The sequence below is a fragment of the Pseudomonas sp. P5_B3 genome, assembly GCF_056400405.1.
This window is the reverse complement of record NZ_JBFULI010000045.1, coordinates 30,790-50,947: the sequence shown is the minus strand read 5'-3', so window position 1 is coordinate 50,947 and position 20,158 is coordinate 30,790. Positions and strand designations below refer to the sequence as shown.

General features: G+C 61.3%; 19 protein-coding genes and 2 pseudogenes. 10 read left to right on the top strand and 11 right to left on the bottom strand.

All coding sequences use genetic code 11. The features are described 5' to 3' along the window. Positions 1-126: 126 nt before the first annotated feature. From AC1DRN_RS22835 to AC1DRN_RS22820, 4 genes and pseudogenes are all read right to left on the bottom strand, one after another. Entirely contained in the window at positions 127-1,311 is a 1,185-nt protein-coding gene (locus AC1DRN_RS22835) for a porin (protein ID WP_223461946.1), read from the bottom strand. A gap of 208 nt (positions 1,312-1,519) precedes the next feature. Next, positions 1,520-2,326 (bottom strand): sulfite exporter TauE/SafE family protein, encoded by an 807-nt coding sequence (locus AC1DRN_RS22830; RefSeq protein ID WP_223461948.1) that lies wholly within the window; start codon positions 2,324-2,326, stop codon positions 1,520-1,522. A 12-nt stretch (positions 2,327-2,338) separates the two neighbouring features. Further along, positions 2,339-2,485 (bottom strand): annotated as a pseudogene (locus tag AC1DRN_RS22825) (pyridine nucleotide-disulfide oxidoreductase); the annotation flags it as partial. Positions 2,486-2,628: 143 nt separating this feature from the next. Next, positions 2,629-2,970: an ArsR/SmtB family transcription factor gene (locus AC1DRN_RS22820; RefSeq protein WP_218428678.1), complete on the bottom strand. Its 342-nt coding sequence runs from the start codon at positions 2,968-2,970 to the stop codon at positions 2,629-2,631. 103 nt (positions 2,971-3,073) lie between these two features. Between AC1DRN_RS22820 and AC1DRN_RS22815 the strand changes: the two genes are divergently transcribed. Continuing rightward, the gene (locus tag AC1DRN_RS22815) at positions 3,074-3,937 is read left to right on the top strand and encodes an MBL fold metallo-hydrolase (RefSeq protein WP_223461950.1); all 864 of its coding nucleotides are present in this window, start codon (positions 3,074-3,076) and stop codon (positions 3,935-3,937) included. A gap of 109 nt (positions 3,938-4,046) precedes the next feature. On the opposite strand, the gene bkdR is transcribed toward AC1DRN_RS22815, so the two are convergent. Next, positions 4,047-4,532, bottom strand: coding sequence for a Bkd operon transcriptional regulator BkdR (gene bkdR / locus AC1DRN_RS22810; protein ID WP_477786803.1), 486 nt, complete (start codon positions 4,530-4,532; stop codon positions 4,047-4,049). A 185-nt stretch (positions 4,533-4,717) separates the two neighbouring features. Between bkdR and AC1DRN_RS22805 the strand changes: the two genes are divergently transcribed. The 5 genes from AC1DRN_RS22805 (at position 4,718) to AC1DRN_RS22785 (ending at position 10,942) form a co-directional block, all read left to right on the top strand. Continuing rightward, positions 4,718-5,953, top strand: a complete 1,236-nt coding sequence (locus tag AC1DRN_RS22805; RefSeq protein WP_223461952.1) for a 3-methyl-2-oxobutanoate dehydrogenase (2-methylpropanoyl-transferring) subunit alpha — start codon at positions 4,718-4,720, stop codon at positions 5,951-5,953. A 1-nt stretch (position 5,954) separates the two neighbouring features. Further along, positions 5,955-7,013 carry an alpha-ketoacid dehydrogenase subunit beta gene (locus AC1DRN_RS22800; protein WP_108215957.1) on the top strand — a complete coding sequence of 353 codons (1,059 nt, stop codon included), beginning with the start codon at positions 5,955-5,957 and terminating at the stop codon, positions 7,011-7,013. Next, on the top strand, positions 7,014-8,288 hold the full coding sequence (locus AC1DRN_RS22795) for a dihydrolipoamide acetyltransferase family protein (protein WP_223461954.1): 1,275 nt from the start codon (positions 7,014-7,016) through the stop codon (positions 8,286-8,288). Between the two features lie 3 nt (positions 8,289-8,291). Continuing rightward, positions 8,292-9,674 (top strand): dihydrolipoyl dehydrogenase, encoded by a 1,383-nt coding sequence (gene lpdA / locus AC1DRN_RS22790; RefSeq protein ID WP_223461956.1) that lies wholly within the window; start codon positions 8,292-8,294, stop codon positions 9,672-9,674. Between the two features lie 248 nt (positions 9,675-9,922). Then, positions 9,923-10,942, top strand: coding sequence for a branched-chain amino acid aminotransferase (locus AC1DRN_RS22785; RefSeq protein ID WP_223455986.1), 1,020 nt, complete (start codon positions 9,923-9,925; stop codon positions 10,940-10,942). Positions 10,943-10,995: 53 nt separating this feature from the next. Here the strand turns inward: AC1DRN_RS22785 and AC1DRN_RS22780 are convergent, their stop codons facing one another. Continuing rightward, positions 10,996-11,745, bottom strand: a complete 750-nt coding sequence (locus tag AC1DRN_RS22780; protein ID WP_223461958.1) for an ArsR/SmtB family transcription factor — start codon at positions 11,743-11,745, stop codon at positions 10,996-10,998. A gap of 79 nt (positions 11,746-11,824) precedes the next feature. On the opposite strand from AC1DRN_RS22780, the gene AC1DRN_RS22775 reads away from it, so the two are divergent. Continuing rightward, entirely contained in the window at positions 11,825-12,934 is a 1,110-nt protein-coding gene (locus AC1DRN_RS22775; protein ID WP_223461961.1) for a cytochrome P450, read from the top strand. A gap of 11 nt (positions 12,935-12,945) precedes the next feature. Here the strand turns inward: AC1DRN_RS22775 and dmeF are convergent, their stop codons facing one another. From dmeF to AC1DRN_RS22755, 4 genes are all read right to left on the bottom strand, one after another. Next, a complete protein-coding gene (gene dmeF / locus AC1DRN_RS22770; RefSeq protein WP_223461963.1) occupies positions 12,946-13,878 on the bottom strand; it encodes a CDF family Co(II)/Ni(II) efflux transporter DmeF in 933 nt (310 codons plus the stop codon). A gap of 13 nt (positions 13,879-13,891) precedes the next feature. Next, positions 13,892-14,167 carry a metal/formaldehyde-sensitive transcriptional repressor gene (locus AC1DRN_RS22765; protein WP_108215964.1) on the bottom strand — a complete coding sequence of 92 codons (276 nt, stop codon included), beginning with the start codon at positions 14,165-14,167 and terminating at the stop codon, positions 13,892-13,894. Positions 14,168-14,274: 107 nt separating this feature from the next. Continuing rightward, positions 14,275-14,778 (bottom strand): MEKHLA domain-containing protein, encoded by a 504-nt coding sequence (locus AC1DRN_RS22760; protein ID WP_223461965.1) that lies wholly within the window; start codon positions 14,776-14,778, stop codon positions 14,275-14,277. A 21-nt stretch (positions 14,779-14,799) separates the two neighbouring features. After that, positions 14,800-15,138 (bottom strand): FKBP-type peptidyl-prolyl cis-trans isomerase, encoded by a 339-nt coding sequence (locus AC1DRN_RS22755; protein WP_223461967.1) that lies wholly within the window; start codon positions 15,136-15,138, stop codon positions 14,800-14,802. Positions 15,139-15,354: 216 nt separating this feature from the next. Between AC1DRN_RS22755 and AC1DRN_RS22750 the strand changes: the two are divergent. The 3 genes and pseudogenes from AC1DRN_RS22750 to AC1DRN_RS22740 all read left to right on the top strand — a co-directional run. Continuing rightward, positions 15,355-15,791: pseudogene (locus AC1DRN_RS22750) on the top strand (diguanylate cyclase domain-containing protein); the annotation flags it as partial. 220 nt (positions 15,792-16,011) lie between these two features. Further along, complete coding sequence (locus AC1DRN_RS22745; protein ID WP_223461969.1) at positions 16,012-17,820, top strand: monovalent cation:proton antiporter-2 (CPA2) family protein; 1,809 nt, start codon at positions 16,012-16,014, stop codon at positions 17,818-17,820. Between the two features lie 143 nt (positions 17,821-17,963). After that, positions 17,964-19,061 carry a DNA alkylation repair protein gene (locus tag AC1DRN_RS22740; RefSeq protein ID WP_223463751.1) on the top strand — a complete coding sequence of 366 codons (1,098 nt, stop codon included), beginning with the start codon at positions 17,964-17,966 and terminating at the stop codon, positions 19,059-19,061. A 105-nt stretch (positions 19,062-19,166) separates the two neighbouring features. On the opposite strand, the gene AC1DRN_RS22735 is transcribed toward AC1DRN_RS22740, so the two are convergent. Then, entirely contained in the window at positions 19,167-20,057 is an 891-nt protein-coding gene (locus AC1DRN_RS22735) for a LysR family transcriptional regulator (protein ID WP_223463752.1), read from the bottom strand. Between the last annotated feature and the right edge of the window lie 101 nt (positions 20,058-20,158).

Here is a 20,158-nt window from a genome sequence, read left to right as displayed (position 1 = left end):
CCTGTGGGAGCGAGCTTGCTCCGGGCGGCGTTCCGACGATGGGGCCATCACAGCCAACATCCATGTCGCCTGACACTCAGCCATCGCGAGCAGGCTCGCTCCCACAATTGTTTGTATTCCGGTCAGCTACCAGGTCAGCACCGCGCCCACGGCAAAGGTATCGGTGTCTTCGTTCTGCTCGTCGGTGTCGTGGCCGTTGATTTCGAACTGGTTGTACTCGGCCACCAGCTTGAGGTTGTCGTTCACGTCATGGAACAACGCGATGCCGCGGGTCTCGTAGTCCGCGCCGCTGCCGACCACGCCGTTGCCATCGTCATTGGTCTTGCCGTAGGACAAGGCCAGGCGGTTCTTGCCCAGTTTGTAGGAGCCCTGCAACAGGTAGCCGTCGCTGTCGACGTTGCGCAGGGTCGGCTCGCCGGCATTGTTGGTGAAAAACGGGTTGATGCCCTTGGCCTGGAAACCGGACCCGGTGAGGGACAAGCCGCCCATCTTCGCCTGCACCCCATAACCGACTCCCTTCGAGGTGACGGTCTCGACCGTGGAATCGGTGTTGTCCGAGGTCTGGTAGCTGCCGTTGACCCAGCTGTAGATCTTTGCCCCGGCCAGGTCGAACTGGTAGGTGACCTCGCTCTCGGTACGCGGGTTTTCCTGATAGGCCTTGCCCGTCGGGCTGCTGTCGTTGGTGTCCACCGGGTCCATGATGCCGACCGCCACACGCAGACCGTCCATCACCGGGGTGCGATAGGTGATCTGCGAGGTCGGGAACGGATACGGGTAACCGGTGCCGATGTTGCCGAACGACACCCCGCCGCCATCCACCAGCCCCAACGTATCGCTGACCTGACCGTAACCGGCGAGCATTTCGTCGAGCAGGATGTTGGAACGGGCGAACAGCCCGAAGTCTTTGCCAATCAGCACTTCGCCCCACTCCGGGTTGGCCACGGTGCCGAAGAACTGCCGCACATCGATGGCGGTGTCGGTGCCGTTGGTCTGGCTGTCGTTGATGGTGACCCAGAACGAGGCACGGGCGCCGAGTTTGAGATCGTCTACCTGCTTGCCCATGTTGAACCCCAGATAGTTGGGCAAAAAGCCCATCTTCACCCGTGACTGTCGACGGTCGAACTGCTCGCCGGCGCGGTCGACATCGCTGTTCACGTAGAAGGCGTTGATGTAGCCGTCGGTGGAGAACGTGGTCTGGTCCTTGTCGTACAGCATGATATCCGCCTCCGCCACCTGGCTCAGGCCAAGGGCAGACAGGCTGGCGATGAAGGCAGGCAGAAAACGATGCGTGACGTTCTTATTGTTGTGCATGGCGCGCTCCGAAACGGGGACTGAGTGTCGGAGGCGATTATCGAAACCTGACCGGCGGCGCCATACGCTGCCTTGGGGCTGGTTTTCAGGTGCTTTGGATGAGCCGGCGGTGCGTGACCACTATGGCGTAAGACCGCTGGTCGGCGAGGCTCGCCACTTAGGGTGTAGGCCTGTGGACCCGAGTGGCGTCCACAGGCACCGGTACCGGTCAGGCGTTGGCCCTGAACAGCATGTAGGCGGCGACCACGACGCAGATGCTGGCAAACCCGACCTGCAACGCCCGCGCCGGCACCCGGGCGCAGAGCTTGCGGCCGATGATCATGCCGACGATGCTTGAGACGATGAAGGCAATGCCCGAACCGTCGATGCGCACCCCGGCCTGGAAGGCGCCGATCACGCCGATGGCGGAAATCAGGCTGATCACCATCAGCGAGGTGGCGATGATCCCGCGCATCTGCACATCGGTCAGTTGCTTGAACGCCGGGACGATCAGAAAACCGCCGCCCACCCCCAGCAATCCCGAGACCACGCCGGTTACTGCCCCGAGCGCGGCGAGGGTCGCAGTGCATTTGGCGGTCCAGGAAAAGCGTCCGGTCTGTTGATCGAGCATGCAGTTCTTCTGGCCCCAGTTGGCGTGACCGTGATCGCTGGGGCCCTCGTCCTTGCGCTCACGACGCAACATCCGCCCGGCCACCACGACCATCAGCAGGCTGAACAGGATCATCAGGATTTTTTCCGGCAACCGGTGGGCGAAGTAGATGCCCAGGGGCGAAAACACCGCGCCCAGCGCCGCGATCAGCAGCGCTGCGCGATACCGCACCAGGCCATGGCGCAAGCCGTCGATGGCGCCGACCGCTGCCGCACTGCCCACCGCGAACAACGCCACCGGAGCGGCCTGGGTCATGCTCCAGCCCAACCCCAACACCAGGGCCGGGACCGCAAGGATACCGCCACCAGCGCCGGTCAAGCCGAGCACCAACCCCATCACTACGCCAAACAGACTTGCCAGCAACATAGGGAGTTCTCAGTAGTGCCGGGAGTCGGGTTCGATCACGGTGATGTTCAGATGCGGGCTACGCTTGAGCAGGCTGGCGACAAGGCCCATATCCGCCGTGCCACCGCCGATGACCACGATATCTGCACTGATGGATGGGCCCCAGTGTTGATCGTTCATTGCTTGTTCCTTTTGCTGCACTGTAGGAGCGAGCCTGCTCGCGATGGTCGCTAACGATTACGCGTGCTATCTGTATAAACGCGGTGCCATTACGTCCATCGCGAGCAGGCTCGCTCCTACAGGTTCTGTGTGTTTGCTGGCATTTAAGGTTGTACCCAGCTTTTAAGCACTGCCCCGCAATACAGCCCGGAGAGGGTTTTCATCACCTGGATCACTTCGTGACTGGCGAGACCGTAAAAAATGTACTTGCCTTCACGACGGGTCGCGACCAGTCCTTCATCGCGCAGGATGCCCAATTGCTGGGACAGGGTCGGTTGACGCACGCCGGTCATTTTTTCCAGATCGCCTACGTTGCGCTCACCCTGGGTCAACTGGCACAGGATCAACAGGCGATCTTCATTGGCCAGGGCCTTGAGCAGCGCACACGCCTTGGAGGCCGAGGCGCGCAGTTGAGCGACTTCGCATTCGGTCAGACTGGATTGCATTTGCAGGATGCCTTCAACGTCACTTAAGCTGTGAACATTATGTTTTTACATAAAGTGTTGCAACCCATGACTGACTTTTCTACCCCCGTACAGGTCCGTGTCCATGCCCGCGCTGATTGAAGCTTTCCTCGACCCCGCCTCCTCGACCTACAGCTACGTGGTCTACGAGGCGGATGGCGGGCAGTGTGCGATTGTCGACCCCGTGCTCGACTACGACGGTGCCTCCGGGCGTACGGCGACCACCCAGGCCGACAAAATCATCGCCTTCGTTCGCGCCCGTCACTTGCAAGTGCAATGGCTGCTGGAAACCCACGCCCATGCCGATCACCTGTCTGCGGCGCCGTATCTGCGCGGGGTGCTTGGCGGCAAAATCGCCATTGGCGAGTCGATCAGCAAGGTTCAGAACGTGTTCAAGGCGCTGTTCAATCTGGAGCCGGCCTTTTGCGTCGACGGCTCCCAGTTCGACCACCTGTTCGCCCCCGACGAATCGTTCATGATCGGCAACCTCAGGGCGACCGCCCTCCACGTGCCAGGCCATACCCCGGCGGACATGGCCTACCTGATCGGCAACGATGTGATCCTGGTCGGCGACACGCTGTTCATGCCGGACGTGGGCACCGCGCGCTGTGACTTTCCCGGCGGCAATGCCAACCAGATGTACGCCTCGATCCAGAAACTGCTGGCCTTCCCCGCCAGCGTGCGCCTGTACGTCTGCCACGACTACCCGCCCGAGGGCCGTTCCTCCGAATACATGACGACTGTGGGTGAACAGCGCAAAAGCAACATCCACGTGCGCGACGGCATCGACGAAGCCGCCTTCGTCGACATGCGCACCCGGCGTGATGCCGGGTTGGGCATGCCGACGCTGTTGCTGCCAGCGATCCAGGTCAATGTGCGGGCGGGGAATTTGCCGCCGGCCGAAGACAATGGCGTCAGGTATCTGAAAGTCCCCCTGAATCAACTCTGACCTGTAGGAGCGAGCTTGCTCCGGGCGGCGATCCGACGAAAAACGCCAACGATAACGCGCAAAACCTGACGCCCCGGCGCCCTCAGGTTTTTCGCGAGCAAGCTCGCTCCTACGGCAACGTCAGCCCATTCGCCGGCAACGGCAGCGCGGTCTTGTACCGCACCTGCTTGAGCGCAAAGCTCGAACGGATATTCGCCACCCCCGGCACCTTGGTCAGAAAGTCCATCATGAAGCGCTCCAGCGACTGGATGGTCGGCACCAGCACCCGGATCAGATAGTCCGGGTCGCCGGCCATCAGGTAKCACTCCATCACTTCGGGGCGATCGGAAATCGCCTCCTCGAAATGCTGCAACGCCTCCTCCACCTGCTTCTCCAGGCTGACGTGAATGAACACGTTCACATGCAGCCCCAGCAAGTCGGCATCGAGCAGCGTCACTTGCTCGCGAATCACCCCCAGTTCTTCCATGGCCTTGACCCGGTTGAAACACGGCGTCGGCGACAGGTTCACCGAACGCGCCAGGTCGGCGTTGGTGATGCGCGCGTTCTCCTGAAGGCTGTTGAGAATGCCGATATCGGTACGGTCCAGTTTGCGCATGAGACAAAACCACCTGTTTTTTATGTTTATGCAGGTTTTTTATCTGCAAATGATCTTCAGCGCAACGAAACAGAGAGAAATATTCTTCTTGGGCGGGCCTATGATTGTTGTAGGACAAGATTTCTTCTACCGAATGAAATCTGTCAGCTCACTACAAGAAATTCACAAGATCGAGCGTAGAAGCCATGACCCAAGCGTACGAACCGCTGCACCTGCACGTCCCCGAACCCTCGGGCCGTCCAGGATGCAAAACCGACTTCTCCTACTTGCACCTGACCGATGCAGGCACGGTGCGCAAACCCCAAATCGACGTTGAACCGGCTGACACGGCTGATCTGGCCCGCGGCCTTATCCGCGTGCTCGACGACCAGGGCAATGCCCACGGCCCCTGGGCTGAAAACGTGCCAGTGGCGATCCTGCGCAAGGGCATGCGCGCCATGCTCAAGACGCGGATCTACGACAACCGCATGGTGGTTGCCCAGCGTCAGAAAAAAATGTCGTTCTACATGCAGAGCCTTGGCGAAGAAGCCATCGGCAGCGCCCAGGCCCTGGCCTTGAACATCGACGACATGTGCTTCCCGACCTACCGCCAGCAAAGCATCCTGATGGCCCGCGACGTACCGCTGGTCGACCTGATCTGCCAGTTGCTGTCCAACGAGCGCGATCCGCTCAAGGGCCGGCAACTGCCGATCATGTACTCGGTCAAGGACGCCGGTTTCTTCACCATTTCCGGCAACCTCGCCACCCAGTTCATTCAGGCCGTGGGCTGGGGCATGGCCTCGGCGATCAAGGGCGACACCAAAATCGCCTCGGCGTGGATCGGCGACGGCGCCACCGCCGAGTCGGATTTCCACACCGCCCTGACGTTCGCCCACGTGTACCGCGCACCCGTGATCCTCAACGTGGTCAACAACCAGTGGGCGATTTCCACGTTCCAGGCGATTGCCGGTGGTGAAGCCACCACCTTTGCCGGTCGTGGCGTCGGTTGCGGCATTGCCTCCCTGCGGGTCGATGGCAACGACTTCGTCGCGGTCTACTCCGCTTCTGCCTGGGCCGCCGAACGGGCGCGCCGCGGTCTCGGTCCGACCATGATCGAATGGGTCACTTACCGTGCCGGCCCGCACTCGACCTCCGATGATCCGTCCAAATACCGTCCCGCCGACGACTGGAGCCACTTCCCGCTGGGTGATCCGATTGCGCGTCTCAAGCAGCACCTGATCAAGATCGGTCAGTGGTCCGAAGAGGAACACGCCGCCGTCAGCGCCGAACTGGAAGCCGAAGTGATCGCCGCACAGAAAGAAGCCGAGCAGTACGGCACCCTCGCCGGCGGCCAGATTCCGAGCGCCGCGACCATGTTCGAAGACGTCTACAAAGAGATGCCGGAGCACTTGAAGCGCCAGCGTCAGGAGTTGGGGATCTGACATGAACGATCACAACAACAAAATCGAGCTGGAAACCGCCATGACCACGACCACCATGACCATGATCCAGGCCCTGCGCTCGGCCATGGATGTGATGCTTGAACGGGACGACAACGTCGTGGTCTTCGGCCAGGACGTGGGCTACTTCGGCGGCGTGTTCCGCTGCACCGAAGGCCTGCAGAGCAAGTACGGCACCTCCCGGGTGTTCGACGCGCCGATTTCCGAAAGCGGCATCGTCGGTACTGCCGTGGGCATGGGTGCCTACGGTCTGCGCCCGGTGGTGGAGATCCAGTTCGCCGACTACGTGTACCCGGCCTACGATCAGATCATTTCCGAAGCCGCGCGCCTGCGTTATCGCTCGGCTGGCGAGTTCACCGCACCGATGACCCTGCGCATGCCTTGCGGCGGCGGCATCTACGGCGGCCAGACCCACAGCCAGAGCATCGAGGCACTCTTCACCCAGGTGTGCGGTCTGCGCACCGTCATGCCGTCCAACCCCTACGACGCCAAAGGCCTGCTGATCGCCTCCATCGAAAACGATGACCCGGTGATCTTCCTTGAGCCCAAACGCCTGTACAACGGTCCCTTCGACGGCCACCACGAACGCCCGGTAACCCCATGGTCGAAACACCCCGCCGCACAGGTTCCGGACGGCTACTACACCGTACCGCTGGACGTTGCCGCGATCGCCCGTCCGGGCAAGGACGTCACCGTGCTGACCTACGGCACCACAGTGTACGTGTCGCAAGTCGCCGCTGAAGAAAGCGGCGTCGATGCCGAAGTCATCGACCTGCGCAGCCTGTGGCCGCTGGACCTGGAGACCATCGTCAAATCCGTGAAGAAAACCGGCCGCTGCGTCGTGGTTCACGAAGCCACCCGCACCTGCGGTTTCGGTGCCGAACTGGTGTCGCTGGTGCAAGAGCATTGCTTCCACCACCTGGAAGCGCCGATCGAACGCGTCACCGGTTGGGACACCCCTTACCCGCACGCGCAAGAGTGGGCGTATTTCCCAGGGCCGTCCCGAGTGGGCGCGGCGTTGAAACGGGTCATGGAGGTCTGAATGGGCACGCACGTCATTAAAATGCCGGACATTGGTGAAGGCATTGCAGAAGTTGAATTGTCGGTTTGGCACGTCAAGGTCGGCGACATGGTCGTCGAAGATCAGGTGCTGGCCGATGTCATGACCGATAAAGCGATGGTGGATATTCCGTCGCCGGTGCATGGCAAGGTCATCGCCCTTGGCGGCCAGCCGGGCGAAGTCATGGCGGTTGGCAGTGTGCTGATCAGCATTGAAGTCGAAGGCGCGGGCAACGTTAAGGAGTCGGCGCAACCGGCTCCCGTTAAAGAAGCCCCGGTGGTCGCGCCCAAAGTTGAAGCCGTGGTTGAAAGCAAATCGGTCGCGGCCCCAGCGCCAAAAGCTGCCGTATGCCAGGGCCCGATGGTTGCTCGCGAAGCCGATGAGCGTCCGCTGGCCTCCCCGGCCGTGCGCAAGCATGCGCTGGACCTCGGTATTCAATTGCGCCTGGTGCGTGGCACCGGCCCGGCCGGCCGCGTACTGCACGAAGACCTTGACGCCTACCTGGCCCAGGGTCAGTCGAACGCTTCGGCACCGGTGGCGGCGGCTTACGCCCAACGTACCGATGAACAGCAGATCCCGGTGATCGGCATGCGCCGCAAGATCGCCCAGCGCATGCAGGACGCCACCCAGCGTGCCGCCCACTTCAGTTATGTCGAAGAAATCGATGTCACGGCTGTGGAAGAGCTGCGCGCGCACCTCAACGAAAAACACGGCGCGACTCGCGGCAAGCTGACTTTGCTGCCGTTCCTGGTTCGCGCCATGGTCGTCGCCCTGCGCGACTTCCCGCAAATGAATGCCCGTTACGACGACGAGGCCCAGGTCATCACCCGCCTCGGTGCGGTACACGTCGGCGTCGCGACCCAGAGCGACGTTGGCCTGATGGTGCCGGTGGTGCGTCACGCCGAAACCCGCAGCCTGTGGGACAGCGCGGCGGAAATCGCTCGCCTGGCCACTGCCGCGCGCAATGGCAAGGCCAGCCGCGATGAACTGTCCGGCTCGACCATCACCCTGACCAGCCTCGGCGCCCTGGGCGGCATCGTCAGCACGCCGGTGCTGAACCTGCCGGAAGTGGCGATTGTCGGGGTCAACAAGATCATCGAACGGCCAATGGTGATCAAAGGCCAGATCGTGATCCGCAAGATGATGAACCTCTCCAGCTCCTTCGATCACCGCGTGGTCGACGGCATGGACGCGGCGCTCTTCATCCAGGCCATCCGTGGCTTGCTCGAACAACCCGCCACTCTGTTTGTGGAGTAACGAATGCAGACTTTGAACACCACGCTGCTGATCATCGGCGGCGGCCCCGGCGGTTATGTGACCGCGATCCGTGCCGGCCAGCTGGGCATCCCGACCATCCTGGTGGAAGGCCAATCCCTGGGCGGCACTTGCCTKAACATCGGCTGCATTCCGTCCAAGGCACTGATTCACGTCGCCGAGCAGTTCCATCAAACGCAACACCACAGCCAGCATTCGGCCCTGGGCATCAGCGTTTCGGCGCCAACTCTGGACATCAACAAGAGCGTCGAGTGGAAGGATGGCATCGTCGATCGCCTGACCACCGGCGTCGCGGCGCTGCTGAAAAAGCACAAGGTCCAGGTCGTTCAAGGCTGGGCCAAAGTGGTTGACGGTAAAACCGTGGACGTCGGCGACACCCGCATCCAGTGCGAACACCTGGTGCTGGCCACCGGTTCGAAAAGCGTAAACCTGCCGATGCTGCCGATTGGCGGGCCGATCATCTCGTCCACCGAAGCCCTGGCGCCGACATCCGTGCCCAAGCGTTTGATCGTGGTTGGCGGCGGTTACATCGGTCTGGAGCTGGGCATTGCCTATCGCAAGCTCGGCGCCGAAGTCAGCGTGGTGGAAGCGCAGGAGCGCATCCTGCCGGCCTACGACGCCGAACTGACCCAGCCCGTACACGACGAACTGAAAAAACTCGGTGTGAAGCTTTACTTGAAACACAGCGTGCAAGGCTTTGATTCTTCTAACAATACCTTGCAGGTACTGGAACCGGACGGCGAAACCCTGAACCTGGAAACCGATCAGGTGCTGGTGGCCGTCGGTCGCAAGCCGAACACCCAGGGCTGGAATCTCGAAGCGCTGAACCTGGACATGAACGGTTCGTCGATCAAGATCGACAACCGCTGCCAGACCAGCATGCGCAACGTCTACGCCATCGGCGACCTGAGCGGCGAACCGATGCTCGCGCACCGGGCCATGGCCCAGGGCGAGATGGTCGCCGAACTGATCAGCGGTAAGTCTCGCGAGTTCAACCCCACCGCCATCGCCGCCGTGTGCTTCACCGACCCGGAACTGGTGGTGGTCGGCAAGACCCCGGACGAGGCCAAGGCCGCAGGCCTGGACTGCATCGTTTCCAGCTTCCCGTTCGCCGCCAATGGCCGGGCCATGACACTGGAATCGAAAAGCGGCTTCGTGCGGGTGGTCGCCCGTCGCGACAATCATGTGATTGTCGGCTGGCAGGCAGTCGGCGTCGGTGTGTCCGAATTGTCCACGGCATTTGCGCAAAGTCTGGAGATGGGCGCGCGGCTGGAAGACATCGGCGGCACCATCCATGCGCACCCGACGCTGGGTGAGGCGGTGCAGGAAGCGGCGTTGCGGGCGTTGGGGCATGCGTTGCATCTGTGATTTTGAGGGATTGATGGGGTCTGTGATGGCCCCATCGCGAGCAAGCTCGCTCCCACAGGGTTTGTGAACGCCACAGATTCAATGTGGGAGCGAGCTTGCTCGCGATTTCTCAAGAGCGACGCAATTTCTGCCGATCAGCCGATAGTCTGGGCTGCGATTTAGCCCAAGAATGAAGTATTGTTGTCCCCATCCAAAAAACGTCAGAAGCCTTGAACCGTTTCGGCGGTTGTTAAGTGATAGAGGGTGTCATGGGTAACGAAAGCATTAATTGGGACAAGCTGGGTTTTGACTACATCAAGACCGACAAGCGCTATCTGTCGTACTTTCGCAATGGTGAGTGGGACAAAGGCACCCTGACCGAAGATAACGTGCTGCACATCAGCGAAGGCTCCACTGCCCTTCACTATGGCCAGCAATGCTTCGAAGGCATGAAGGCCTACCGTTGCAAGGACGGCTCGATCAACCTGTTCCGCCCGGACCAGAACGCCCTGCGCATGCAGCGCAGCTGCGCCCGCCTGCTGATGCCGCAGGTGGACACCGAGCAATTCATCGAAGCCTGTAAAGCAGTGGTCCGCGCCAACGAGCGTTTCATTCCGCCGTACGGCACCGGCGGCGCGCTGTACCTGCGTCCGTTCGTGATCGGCGTGGGTGACAACATCGGCGTGCGTACCGCGCCGGAGTTCATCTTCTCGATCTTCTGCATCCCGGTCGGCGCCTACTTCAAGGGCGGCCTGACCCCGCACAACTTCCTGATCTCCAGCTACGACCGCGCCGCGCCACAAGGCACCGGTGCCGCCAAGGTCGGTGGCAACTACGCCGCCAGCCTGATGCCGGGCTCCCAGGCCAAGAAGGCGCATTTCGCCGACTGCATCTACCTTGACCCGCTGACCCATACCAAGATCGAGGAAGTCGGTTCGGCCAACTTCTTCGGGATCACCCACGACAACAAGTTCGTGACCCCGAACTCGCCATCGGTACTGCCGGGCATCACCCGTCTGTCGCTGATCGAACTGGCCAGGTCCCGCCTGGGTCTGGATGTGGTCGAAGGCGACGTGTTCATCGACAAGCTCTCCGACTTCAAGGAAGCCGGTGCTTGCGGTACCGCTGCGGTGATCACGCCGATTGGCGGCATCAACTACAACGACCACCTGCACGTGTTCCACAGCGAAACCGAAGTCGGCCCGATCACCCAGAAGCTCTACAAAGAGCTGACCGGCGTGCAAACCGGCGACATCGAAGCGCCAGCGGGCTGGATCGTCAAGGTTTGACCTGACGCCAGACGCACAAAAGCCCTCCATCGGGTGACCGATGGGGGGCTTTTTCATGGGCGTAAAAAGATCGCAGGCTGCGATCTTTTGCTCTTTTCCTCAATATCCAACGGCAACTCAACCCCAAACCGCCCCGCTACTTCCTTGCGCCCCAACGCCGTCAACGCCAACGCCCGACTGTCCAGATCCTGGGTCACCCACTTGCGCTTGAGCGCCGTTTGCAGCAACGCCGCCCCCAGCGACCCGCCCAGATGCGGCCGGCGCATGCTCCAGTCCAGGCACGGGCAGGCAAAACGGCGGCGCAAGGTGCTCAAGTCCTGCACCTCGATCCCGAGCCCTTGAAACATTGCCGTACCACTGCCACTCAAGCGATAGGCCTGTTCGTCGGTTTCCTCAAGCCAGCCCGCTTCGAGCATCCGGTCATGCATCAGCACGGCCAGGGTGCCCGCCATGTGGTCGTAGCAGGTGCGGGCAAATTGCAGGCGGTCAGGAGTGCGTGACTGAAAAGTCGGTGCCGCGTTCTGACCGATGACCATCAGCGCCTCCAGGGCCTGGGCCACGCGTTTGTCCGCCAGGCTGTAATAGCGGTGACGTCCCTGAACGTGCAGCCGCACCAGCGCCAGCTCCTTGAGTTTGGCCAGGTGGGCACTGGCGGTCGACGCGCTGACTTCGGCCACCGCCGCCAGTTCGGTGCTGGTGCGGGCGTGGCCGTCCATCAGCGAACAGAGGATTTTCGTCCGCGCCGGCTCGGCGATGGCTGCCGCCACCTGCGAGACGCCAATGTCGTGTCGTTCTGCGCTCATATTTCGCTCCCGGACGAATCAATGCCCTTTCGGACTGGAGATAGTAGCAACACTTTCCGACAACAAAAGGCTGTGACCCATGGACCCGATCATCGCTGCGACCCATACCGATCCTTATCCCTACTACGCACAACTGCGTGGCGAAGGCGGGCTGGTTTTTCATCCGGGGCTGAACATGTGGGTGGCCAGCAGCGCCCAAGCGGTGGCCGCCGTGCTGGCGCATCCCGATTGCCACGTTCGCCCCGAGCAGGAGCCAATCCCCAAGGCGATCGCCGACGGCATGGCCGGCCAGGTGTTCGGCCAATTGATGCGCATGAATGAGGGCGAACGCCAGCGTTGCCCACGGTCGGCGATTGAGCCGGGGCTGGAGTTGATCGATACGCGGGAAGTCGAGGCCCTGGTCAGCGCCCGATTGATGACCGCGGATGCCGCCGGCCTGTACAACGCCATGTTCCGTGGGCCGGTGTGCGTGGTGGCGGCGTTGTTGGGATTCACCCCGGCTCAGGGCCGTGTCATCAGCGAACTGACGGCGGATTTCGTCGCCTGCCTGTCGCCCCTGAGTCGTCCGGTGCAACTGGCTGCGGCTCATGCCGCCGCTGAACAGTTGAGCGGCTACTGTGTCGAGCTTTTGGCCGACCCGGACAACCATAGCCCTCTGCTTGGCGGTATCCGCCAGCGCTTCGCGTCAGGCACACCGCAAACACTGATCGCCAACCTGATCGGCCTGTTCTCCCAGACCTTCGAAGCCACTGCCGGGTTGATCGGTAACGCCGTGCTGGCATTGATTCAACACCCGTCGTTGTGCAGCGAATCAACCCCTGTCGAAGACCTGCTGGCCGAAGTGCAGCGCTTCGACCCGCCGGTACAGAACACCCGTCGCTTCGTCGCCGCCCCCTGCGAGATTGACGGGGTGAGGCTGAATACCGGAGACGTGATCCTGGTGCTGCTGGCCTCGGCCAATCGCGACCCGCAGCTCAACGACAACCCCGATGCATTCCTGCTCGACCGCCCGAACCGGCGCAGCTTCACCTTTGGTGCGGGGCGCCATCAATGTCCGGGGCAACGCCTGGCGTTATGCATTGCTGGCGCTACCGTCCGGCAAATTCTTGCGATGAAGCCGGCACTGGATCGCCTGACCTGGCATTACCGCCCGTCCGTGAATGGACGGATTGCGCTGTTCCGTGACTGACCGCAAACCGCTCAAACAGTGCGGTATTCGACGGTCAGGTGAGACAGTTCATGGACCGGCGCCAGGCGTTCGCGAATGGTGTCGGCACTGACATTGGCCGCGACAACAACGCTGACAATCGCGGCCCGCGCCTGGGGACCGACCTGCCAGACATGCAGATCGCTGATACGCACATCGTCCGATGACTCCAGCAGTTCACGAATTTCATCGGCAACGTGCTCATCTGTGACATCGAGCAACACCGCAGCGCTGTCACGCATCAATCCAATGGCCCATTTCGCGATCACGATGGCGCCCACGATGCCCATCACCGGGTCCAGCCACACCCACCCCAGATACCGCCCGGCCAGCAATGCGGCAATCGCCAGCACCGACGTCAAAGCGTCGGCCAACACATGGACATAGGCCGAGCGCAGATTGTTGTCGTGATGGTGATGATGGCCGTGGTCATGGCTATGCCCGTGATCGTGACCATGATGACCGTGGTCGCCCGCGAGCAAAAAGGCACTGACGATGTTTACCGCCAACCCCACCACCGCAATCACGGTCGCTTCGGTGAATGCCACGGTGGTTGGCTGAAACAGGCGAAAAACGGACTCACCGGCAATGCCGATCGCCACCAGCCCCAGCACCATCGCCGAGGCAAAACCGGCCAGGTCTCCGACCTTGCCGGTGCCGAAGCTGTAGCGCGCGTTGTTGGCATTGCGCCGTGCGAATCCATAGGCCGCCGCCGCGATGCCCAAGGCCCCGGCATGGGTGGCCATGTGAAAACCATCGGCCAGCAGCGCCATGGAACCGGTGATGTAACCGGCAGCAATTTCGCCAATCATCATCACAAACGTCAGCGCCACCACCCATAAGGTGCGACGGGCGTTTTCATCATGGGAAGCGCCGAGAAATACATGGTCGTGGGAAAAACGCGAAGCCTGTGGTGCCAGTGTCATGGGGTTCGGGCCTCTATTTGGCATAACGACGGATGGCCAGCAACAAGTCTTCCACGCCCTGGGCGCGTTCTTCATCGCTCAGGCCCGGATGGGCCACGTGCTCGCGGGCGTGGGCGTCGATGAACTGCTCCAGCAGACCATTGACCGCGCCCCGGATCGCAGCAACCAGATGCAGGGTCTTGGCGCAATCGGCATCGGACTCGAGCGCTCGCTCCACGGCTTCCACCTGTCCGGCAATCCGTCTTACCCGCTTGATCAAGTCATCTTTGTGTTCGTGAATGTGCGACATACCTATACCCCCTACCTCTATATGGCGTGTATGGTCGTCGATAGAGCGGAGCCTGGCAAGGCACAATCCGATGACAGGCAGGCCTGGCGGGTCAGCGACTTTCCCAGCTAGTTGGCCGTTAAAGGCCTGGGTTCAACTCCCAACTGCCCGATCCGTCCTGCATCCGGCCAGAACAACGCCGCCTGCCCCACCCGCGCACCGTGTTGATCGATGAGCGTCCACACCTTGCCTTCATGAATCATGAAGGCATTACCTTGCCGATCCACCCGATAGCCACTGTAACCGTGAGCAATGCCATTGGCGGTGACCTGCTCCAGCAGGGTCTGACGCACCGCGCGGTCCAGTGGCGAGGCGCTGAAGCGTGACGGCATGCCCAGAAATTCCGGGCGCGGGTACTTGAAGCAGGCCAGCGCCTGTTCGTTGGCGTAGAAAAAAAGAGGGTCGTCTTCAGCGCCATGGGCCAGCAAACTGTAGGGCGCGTGGGTGTGCAGCCAGTGCAGGCGTTCCAGCCCGGTCAGCGATTCCGGAGCTGGCAGGTGTTTACCGGTCCAGTGCCGATAAGACTGGTCCAGCAGTTCGATGGCTGTAGCGTATTCGTTGATTAGCGGCATGGGCCTCCCAGGCAATCGCGGTCAGTCATCCCGCGTCAGCACTTCCAGCAATTCAATTTCGAAGATCAGGTTCGAATTCGGCGTGATCTTGCCCATGGTGCGTTCGCCATAGGCCAGATGCGCCGGCACCAGCAACTTGCGCTTGCCGCCGACCTGCATGCCCAGGATACCCAAGTCCCAGCCCTTGATGACCCGCCCGGTGCCAATCACGCACTGGAAGGGTTTACCACGGCTATAGGAAGAATCGAATTCGGTCCCGTCCTCCAGCCAGCCACGGTACTGGGTGGTGATCAGTGCGCCTTTGATGGCGGCTTTTCCGTCACCTACTTGCAGATCGATTACCTGAAGCTCGTCATTCATTGAATTCACTCGTATGCTCACTCGCCCTCAAGGGCCTGACGGGCGCCGTTTTCCCAGATTTGCCCTCGATTGGCAACCATTGCCACCTCCCGCGCGACGTTTAAAGCTGTTTGCTGAACTAAAATAATCAACAATTACCCGTACGGTTCACCGCCCTGATGGCCATCCCCGAATGATCCTGCTATGGACCAGCGTCATCCTTGGTTCAACGACGCTCATCCTGATCCTCGCGCTGAAAACCACGACGAGGAATACCGCGTGGTCTGGTCCGACGGCACCATCCGCTGGCTGCGGGAAACCGGCAACGTGGTCAAGAACGACCGCGACGAAACGATCAAGATGATGGGCGTGGTGCGCGACATCACCGAAGAAAAGGCCTCGGCCAACTACCTCAAGTACCTGGCCCATTACGACCCGTTGACCGGCCTGCCCAATCGCCTGGTGCTCGAAGAGCGCCTGTCCGAAGCGCTGGAGCTGGCGCGCACCAGTGCCACATCGGCACCAGCCTTGGCGTCGCGGTGTTTCCCGATCACGCACCGAGCATCGACCGCCTGCTGCACATTGCCGACCTGGCGATGTATGAGGCCAAGCGCAGCGGGAACAATCAGTATCGGCTGGGCACCGAGAGCGTGGTGTGGGCACATAGCGAATAACGCTTCGGCGGCGGGTGCCCATCGCGAGCAAGCTCGCTCCCACAGTGATTTGTGCTGTACACAGTATTTGCGTACGACCAAAAAACATTGTGGGAGCGAGCCTGCTCGCGAAGGCGGCGGCACAACTGCATGGATGTAACTGAAAGCCCACGGTAGATCTTCACAGAGCCCAGCCTTTATCCTTGGCGCCCCCGTTGTGTCGAGTTCTGGAGTTTCGCCCATGCCCCATGAAGGCAACCTGCTACAAGCCGCTGTCGTATTTCTGATGGCGGCCGTGCTCATCGTTCCATTGGCCAAGCGCCTGCAACTGGGGGCGGTTCTGGGTTATCTGTTTGCCGGGGTGATCATCGGCCCGTCGGTGCTGGGCCTGATCGACAACCCGCAAAGCGTCGCGAACATTTCCGAACTCGGCGTGGTGTTGCTGTTGTTCATCATCGGCCTGGAGCTGTCGCCGCGACGCCTGTGGGTGATGCGCAAATCAGTGTTTGGCGTAGGTTTGGCGCAAGTGTTGTTGACCGGCACGGTGATTGGCGTGGTGGCGCTGTGGCTGTTTGGCCAGCCATTGAACACCGCGATCGTCCTCGGCCTCGGGCTGGCGCTGTCATCCACGGCATTCGGCCTGCAAAGCCTGGCTGAACGCAAGGAACTGACCAGCCCCCACGGGCGGCTGGCGTTCGCGATCCTGTTGTTTCAGGACATCGCCGCGATTCCGTTGATCGCCATGGTGCCATTGCTGGCCGGCGGCGATCACCGCACCACCGCCAGCGAAGACCTGAACCACGGCCTGCAAGTGCTGTTCAGCATCGCGGTGGTGGTGATCGGCGGGCGTTATCTGCTGCGGCCGGTGTTTCGTGTGGTGGCCAAAACCGCGCTGCCAGAGGTTTCCACCGCCACGGCGTTGCTGGTGGTGATCGGCACGGCATGGCTGATGGAACTGGCTGGAATTTCCATGGCCCTGGGCGCATTCCTCGCCGGCCTGCTGCTGGCGGATTCCGAGTATCGCCATGAACTGGAAGCCCAGATCGAGCCTTTCAAAGGCCTGTTGCTGGGGCTGTTTTTCATCAGCGTCGGCATGGGTGCGAACCTGAGCCTGTTGCTGAGCATGCCGATCTCGGTGCTGGGCCTGACCCTGATGCTGATCGCGATCAAACTGCCGCTGCTGTTTATTGTCGGTCGCCTGGCCGGTGGCTTGAAGAAGGTCAGTGCGATCCGCCTGGGTATCGTGCTTGCGGCCGGTGGTGAATTTGCCTTTGTGGTGTTCAAGATCGGTCGCGATCATGGGCTGTTCGCCGCAGAACTGTATGACTTGCTGGTGTTGACCATCACCCTGTCCATGGCCGTGACGCCGCTGTTGCTGCTGGTGTGCGCGCGCTTGGTCAGCCCGAAAGTGCAACCGGTGGAAGTACCGGAGAAGTTCCGCGAAATCGACGCCGACGCGCCACGGGTGGTGATCGCCGGTATGGGTCGCATGGGCCAGATCATTGCGCGGATTCTGCGTGCGCAGAACATCAAGTTCGTGGCCCTCGACACCTCGGTGGAAACCATCGAACTGTCTCGCAGCTTCGGTGGCGTGCCGGTCTTCTACGGCGACCCGATGCGCCCGGAAATCCTCAACGCGGCCAAGGTCGGGGAAGCCGAGTATTTCGTGATCGCCACCGACGACCCGGACACCAATATCAAGACCGCCGAACTGGTGCGCAAGCTCTACCCGCACATGAAAATCATCGCCCGTGCCCGTAACCGCCAGCATGTGCACCGGCTAATGGACGTCGGCGCTCACGCCGTGCGCGAAACCTATTATTCGAGCCTGGAAATGAGCCGGCAAACCCTGATCGGCCTGGGATTGACCCAGGCCCAGGCGGATGCGCGGATCAAACGCTTCAAGCAGCACGACGAAGAGGTGCTTGAAGCCCAGCATGCGGTGTATGACGACGCGGTGAAAGTGCTGCAGACGGCGCAGGAAGCGCGGGCGGAACTGGCCAGGTTATTCGAGTCGGATCAACTGCAAGAGCAAGCGGGCACAAAATGAGGTGAATTTGAGGGCCTCATCGCGAGCAGGCTCGCTCCTACACTGGATCTTTGTCGCTTATACGCTCTTCTGTAGGAGCGAGCCTGCTCGCGATGAACGATGACGCGGTGTGATGGATCAACAACAATCGCCAAGGAGCCACCATGGCTGACAAACCCTCTCCGGCCCTCAAGGAAATCTTCAACACCGAGCGCCTCCAGCACATCGCGAGCGAAATGACCGCGGTCTATCCGCCCTTCGAGGCCAGGCGTTTCCTGAAGCTGGCCCAATCCGGCCTGGCTGACCTCAGCGTCATGCAGCGCATGGCCCGGGTCAGCGAATGCCTGCACGCGGTGTTGCCGCTGGACTATGAAGCGTCGCTGGGGGTGCTGCGCGCCCTCGCCCCGCGCCTCAACAGCGGCTTCGTCAGCATGTGCCTGCCGCACTATGTCGCCAGCTACGGCGTCCATGCGTTCGATCAGTCGATGGACGCACTGAAGTACTTCACCGCCTTCGGCTCCTCGGAATTCGCAATCCGTCACTTTCTGCGCAGCGACCTCGAACGCTCACTCAAGTTGATGCACGACTGGTCACTGGACGACAACGAGCATGTGCGGCGCCTGGCCAGCGAAGGCTGTCGGCCACGCCTGCCCTGGTCATTCCGGCTGGAGCCCATCCAGACCGATCCGACACTGGCCGCGAACATCCTCGACAACCTCAAGGCCGACAACAGCCTGTACGTGCGCAAGTCCGTCGCCAACCACCTCAACGACATCACCAAGGATCACCCCGACTGGGTGCTGGACCTGATCGAAGGCTGGTCGCTGGACAACAGGCACACCGCATGGATCGCCAGACACGCCCTGCGTAGCCTGATCAAACAGGGCAACCGGCGGGCACTGGCGATCATCGGCGCGGGCGGCAAGCCTGAGGTCGAGATCGTTGATGTAAAAGTCGAACCGCCGGTGATTGGTCTGGGAGAAAAGATCACCCTGTCGTTTGCCGTCAAATCCACCGTTCAAAGCAGCCAACGCCTGGTGATCGACTACGCCATCGATTACGTCAAGGCCAACGGCAGCACCTCGGCGAAGGTATTCAAACTCAAGGCGCTGACGCTGCCGGGCAATGCCGTCGAAGCCGTCAGCCGTGGTCAGCAGATCAAGGAACTCACCACCCGCCGGCATTATGCGGGGCGCCACGCGGTGCATATCATGGTCAATGGTGAAAGGCTGGCCAGTACCACATTCGAGATTGTTGCTTGAACCTCGGGATGGATATTGGATGTGCCGCCGCCATCGCGAGCARGCTCGCTCCCACATTGGAATACGCCCCCCTGTAGGAGCGAGCYTGCTCGCGATGGCGCCAGTTCAGGCACCACCCAACAACAACCCCTGCTCCCGCTCACACAACTCCACCACATAATCCCACAACACCCGCAACCGCACCGATTTGTGCAACTCCCGGCGGGTACTGATCCAATAGCTGCGCTGGATGCTTTCGTCCGGCAGCAGCGGCACCAGGTCCGGGTCGGCACTGGCCATGTAGCACGGCAGCACGGCAATCCCCAGGCCTGAGCGGGCCGCCTGTTGCTGGGCGATCACGCTGGTGCTGTGAAACACCACCTGCGGATTGCGGCAGAAGCTGTTGAGGAACATCAGTTCCTGGCTGAACAGCAAATCATCGACGTAACCGATCCACGCATGGCGCCCCAGGTCCTCACGACTGCGCAACAGTGGCGAGCGGTCGAGGTAGTCCTGGCTGGCATACAACGCCAGGCGATAGTCGGTGAGCTTGCGGGTGACCAGCATGTCGGCGGACGGGCGCTCGAGGTGGATGCTGATTTCCGCCTCGCGGTTGAGGATGCTGACAAAACGTGGCACCGCCACCAGCTCCACTTCCAGCCCCGGATAGCGTTCGAACAAGCCGTTCATGCGGCTGGCGAGGAACATGATGCCCAGCCCTTCGGTCACCCCGACGCGGATCTTGCCCAGCGGCGCGCTGGATTGGGTGATTTCCTCCTGGGCCAGCAACGCCACGTTTTCCATCGCCTCGGCGTGTTTAAGCAATGCCTCGCCCGCCGGGGTCATCTCGTATCCCTGGGCATGTTGAACGAACAACGCCGTGCCGAGGCTCTTTTCGATGGCCTCGATGTGCCGCGCCACGGTGGCATGGGTGGTGTTCAGGCGGCGGGCGGCAGTGAGCAAACGCCCGCTGCGCTGCAATTCGAGAAAAAACCGCAGGTCATTCCAGTCGAACATGAATCGTCCTTGTTCTTTGCCGTTCGGGAAGCTGTTTAAAAACGCACAGCGGCTGCGCAAAAACTAACATTCTTTTGACGAAAGCTAACAACTAGGATGAC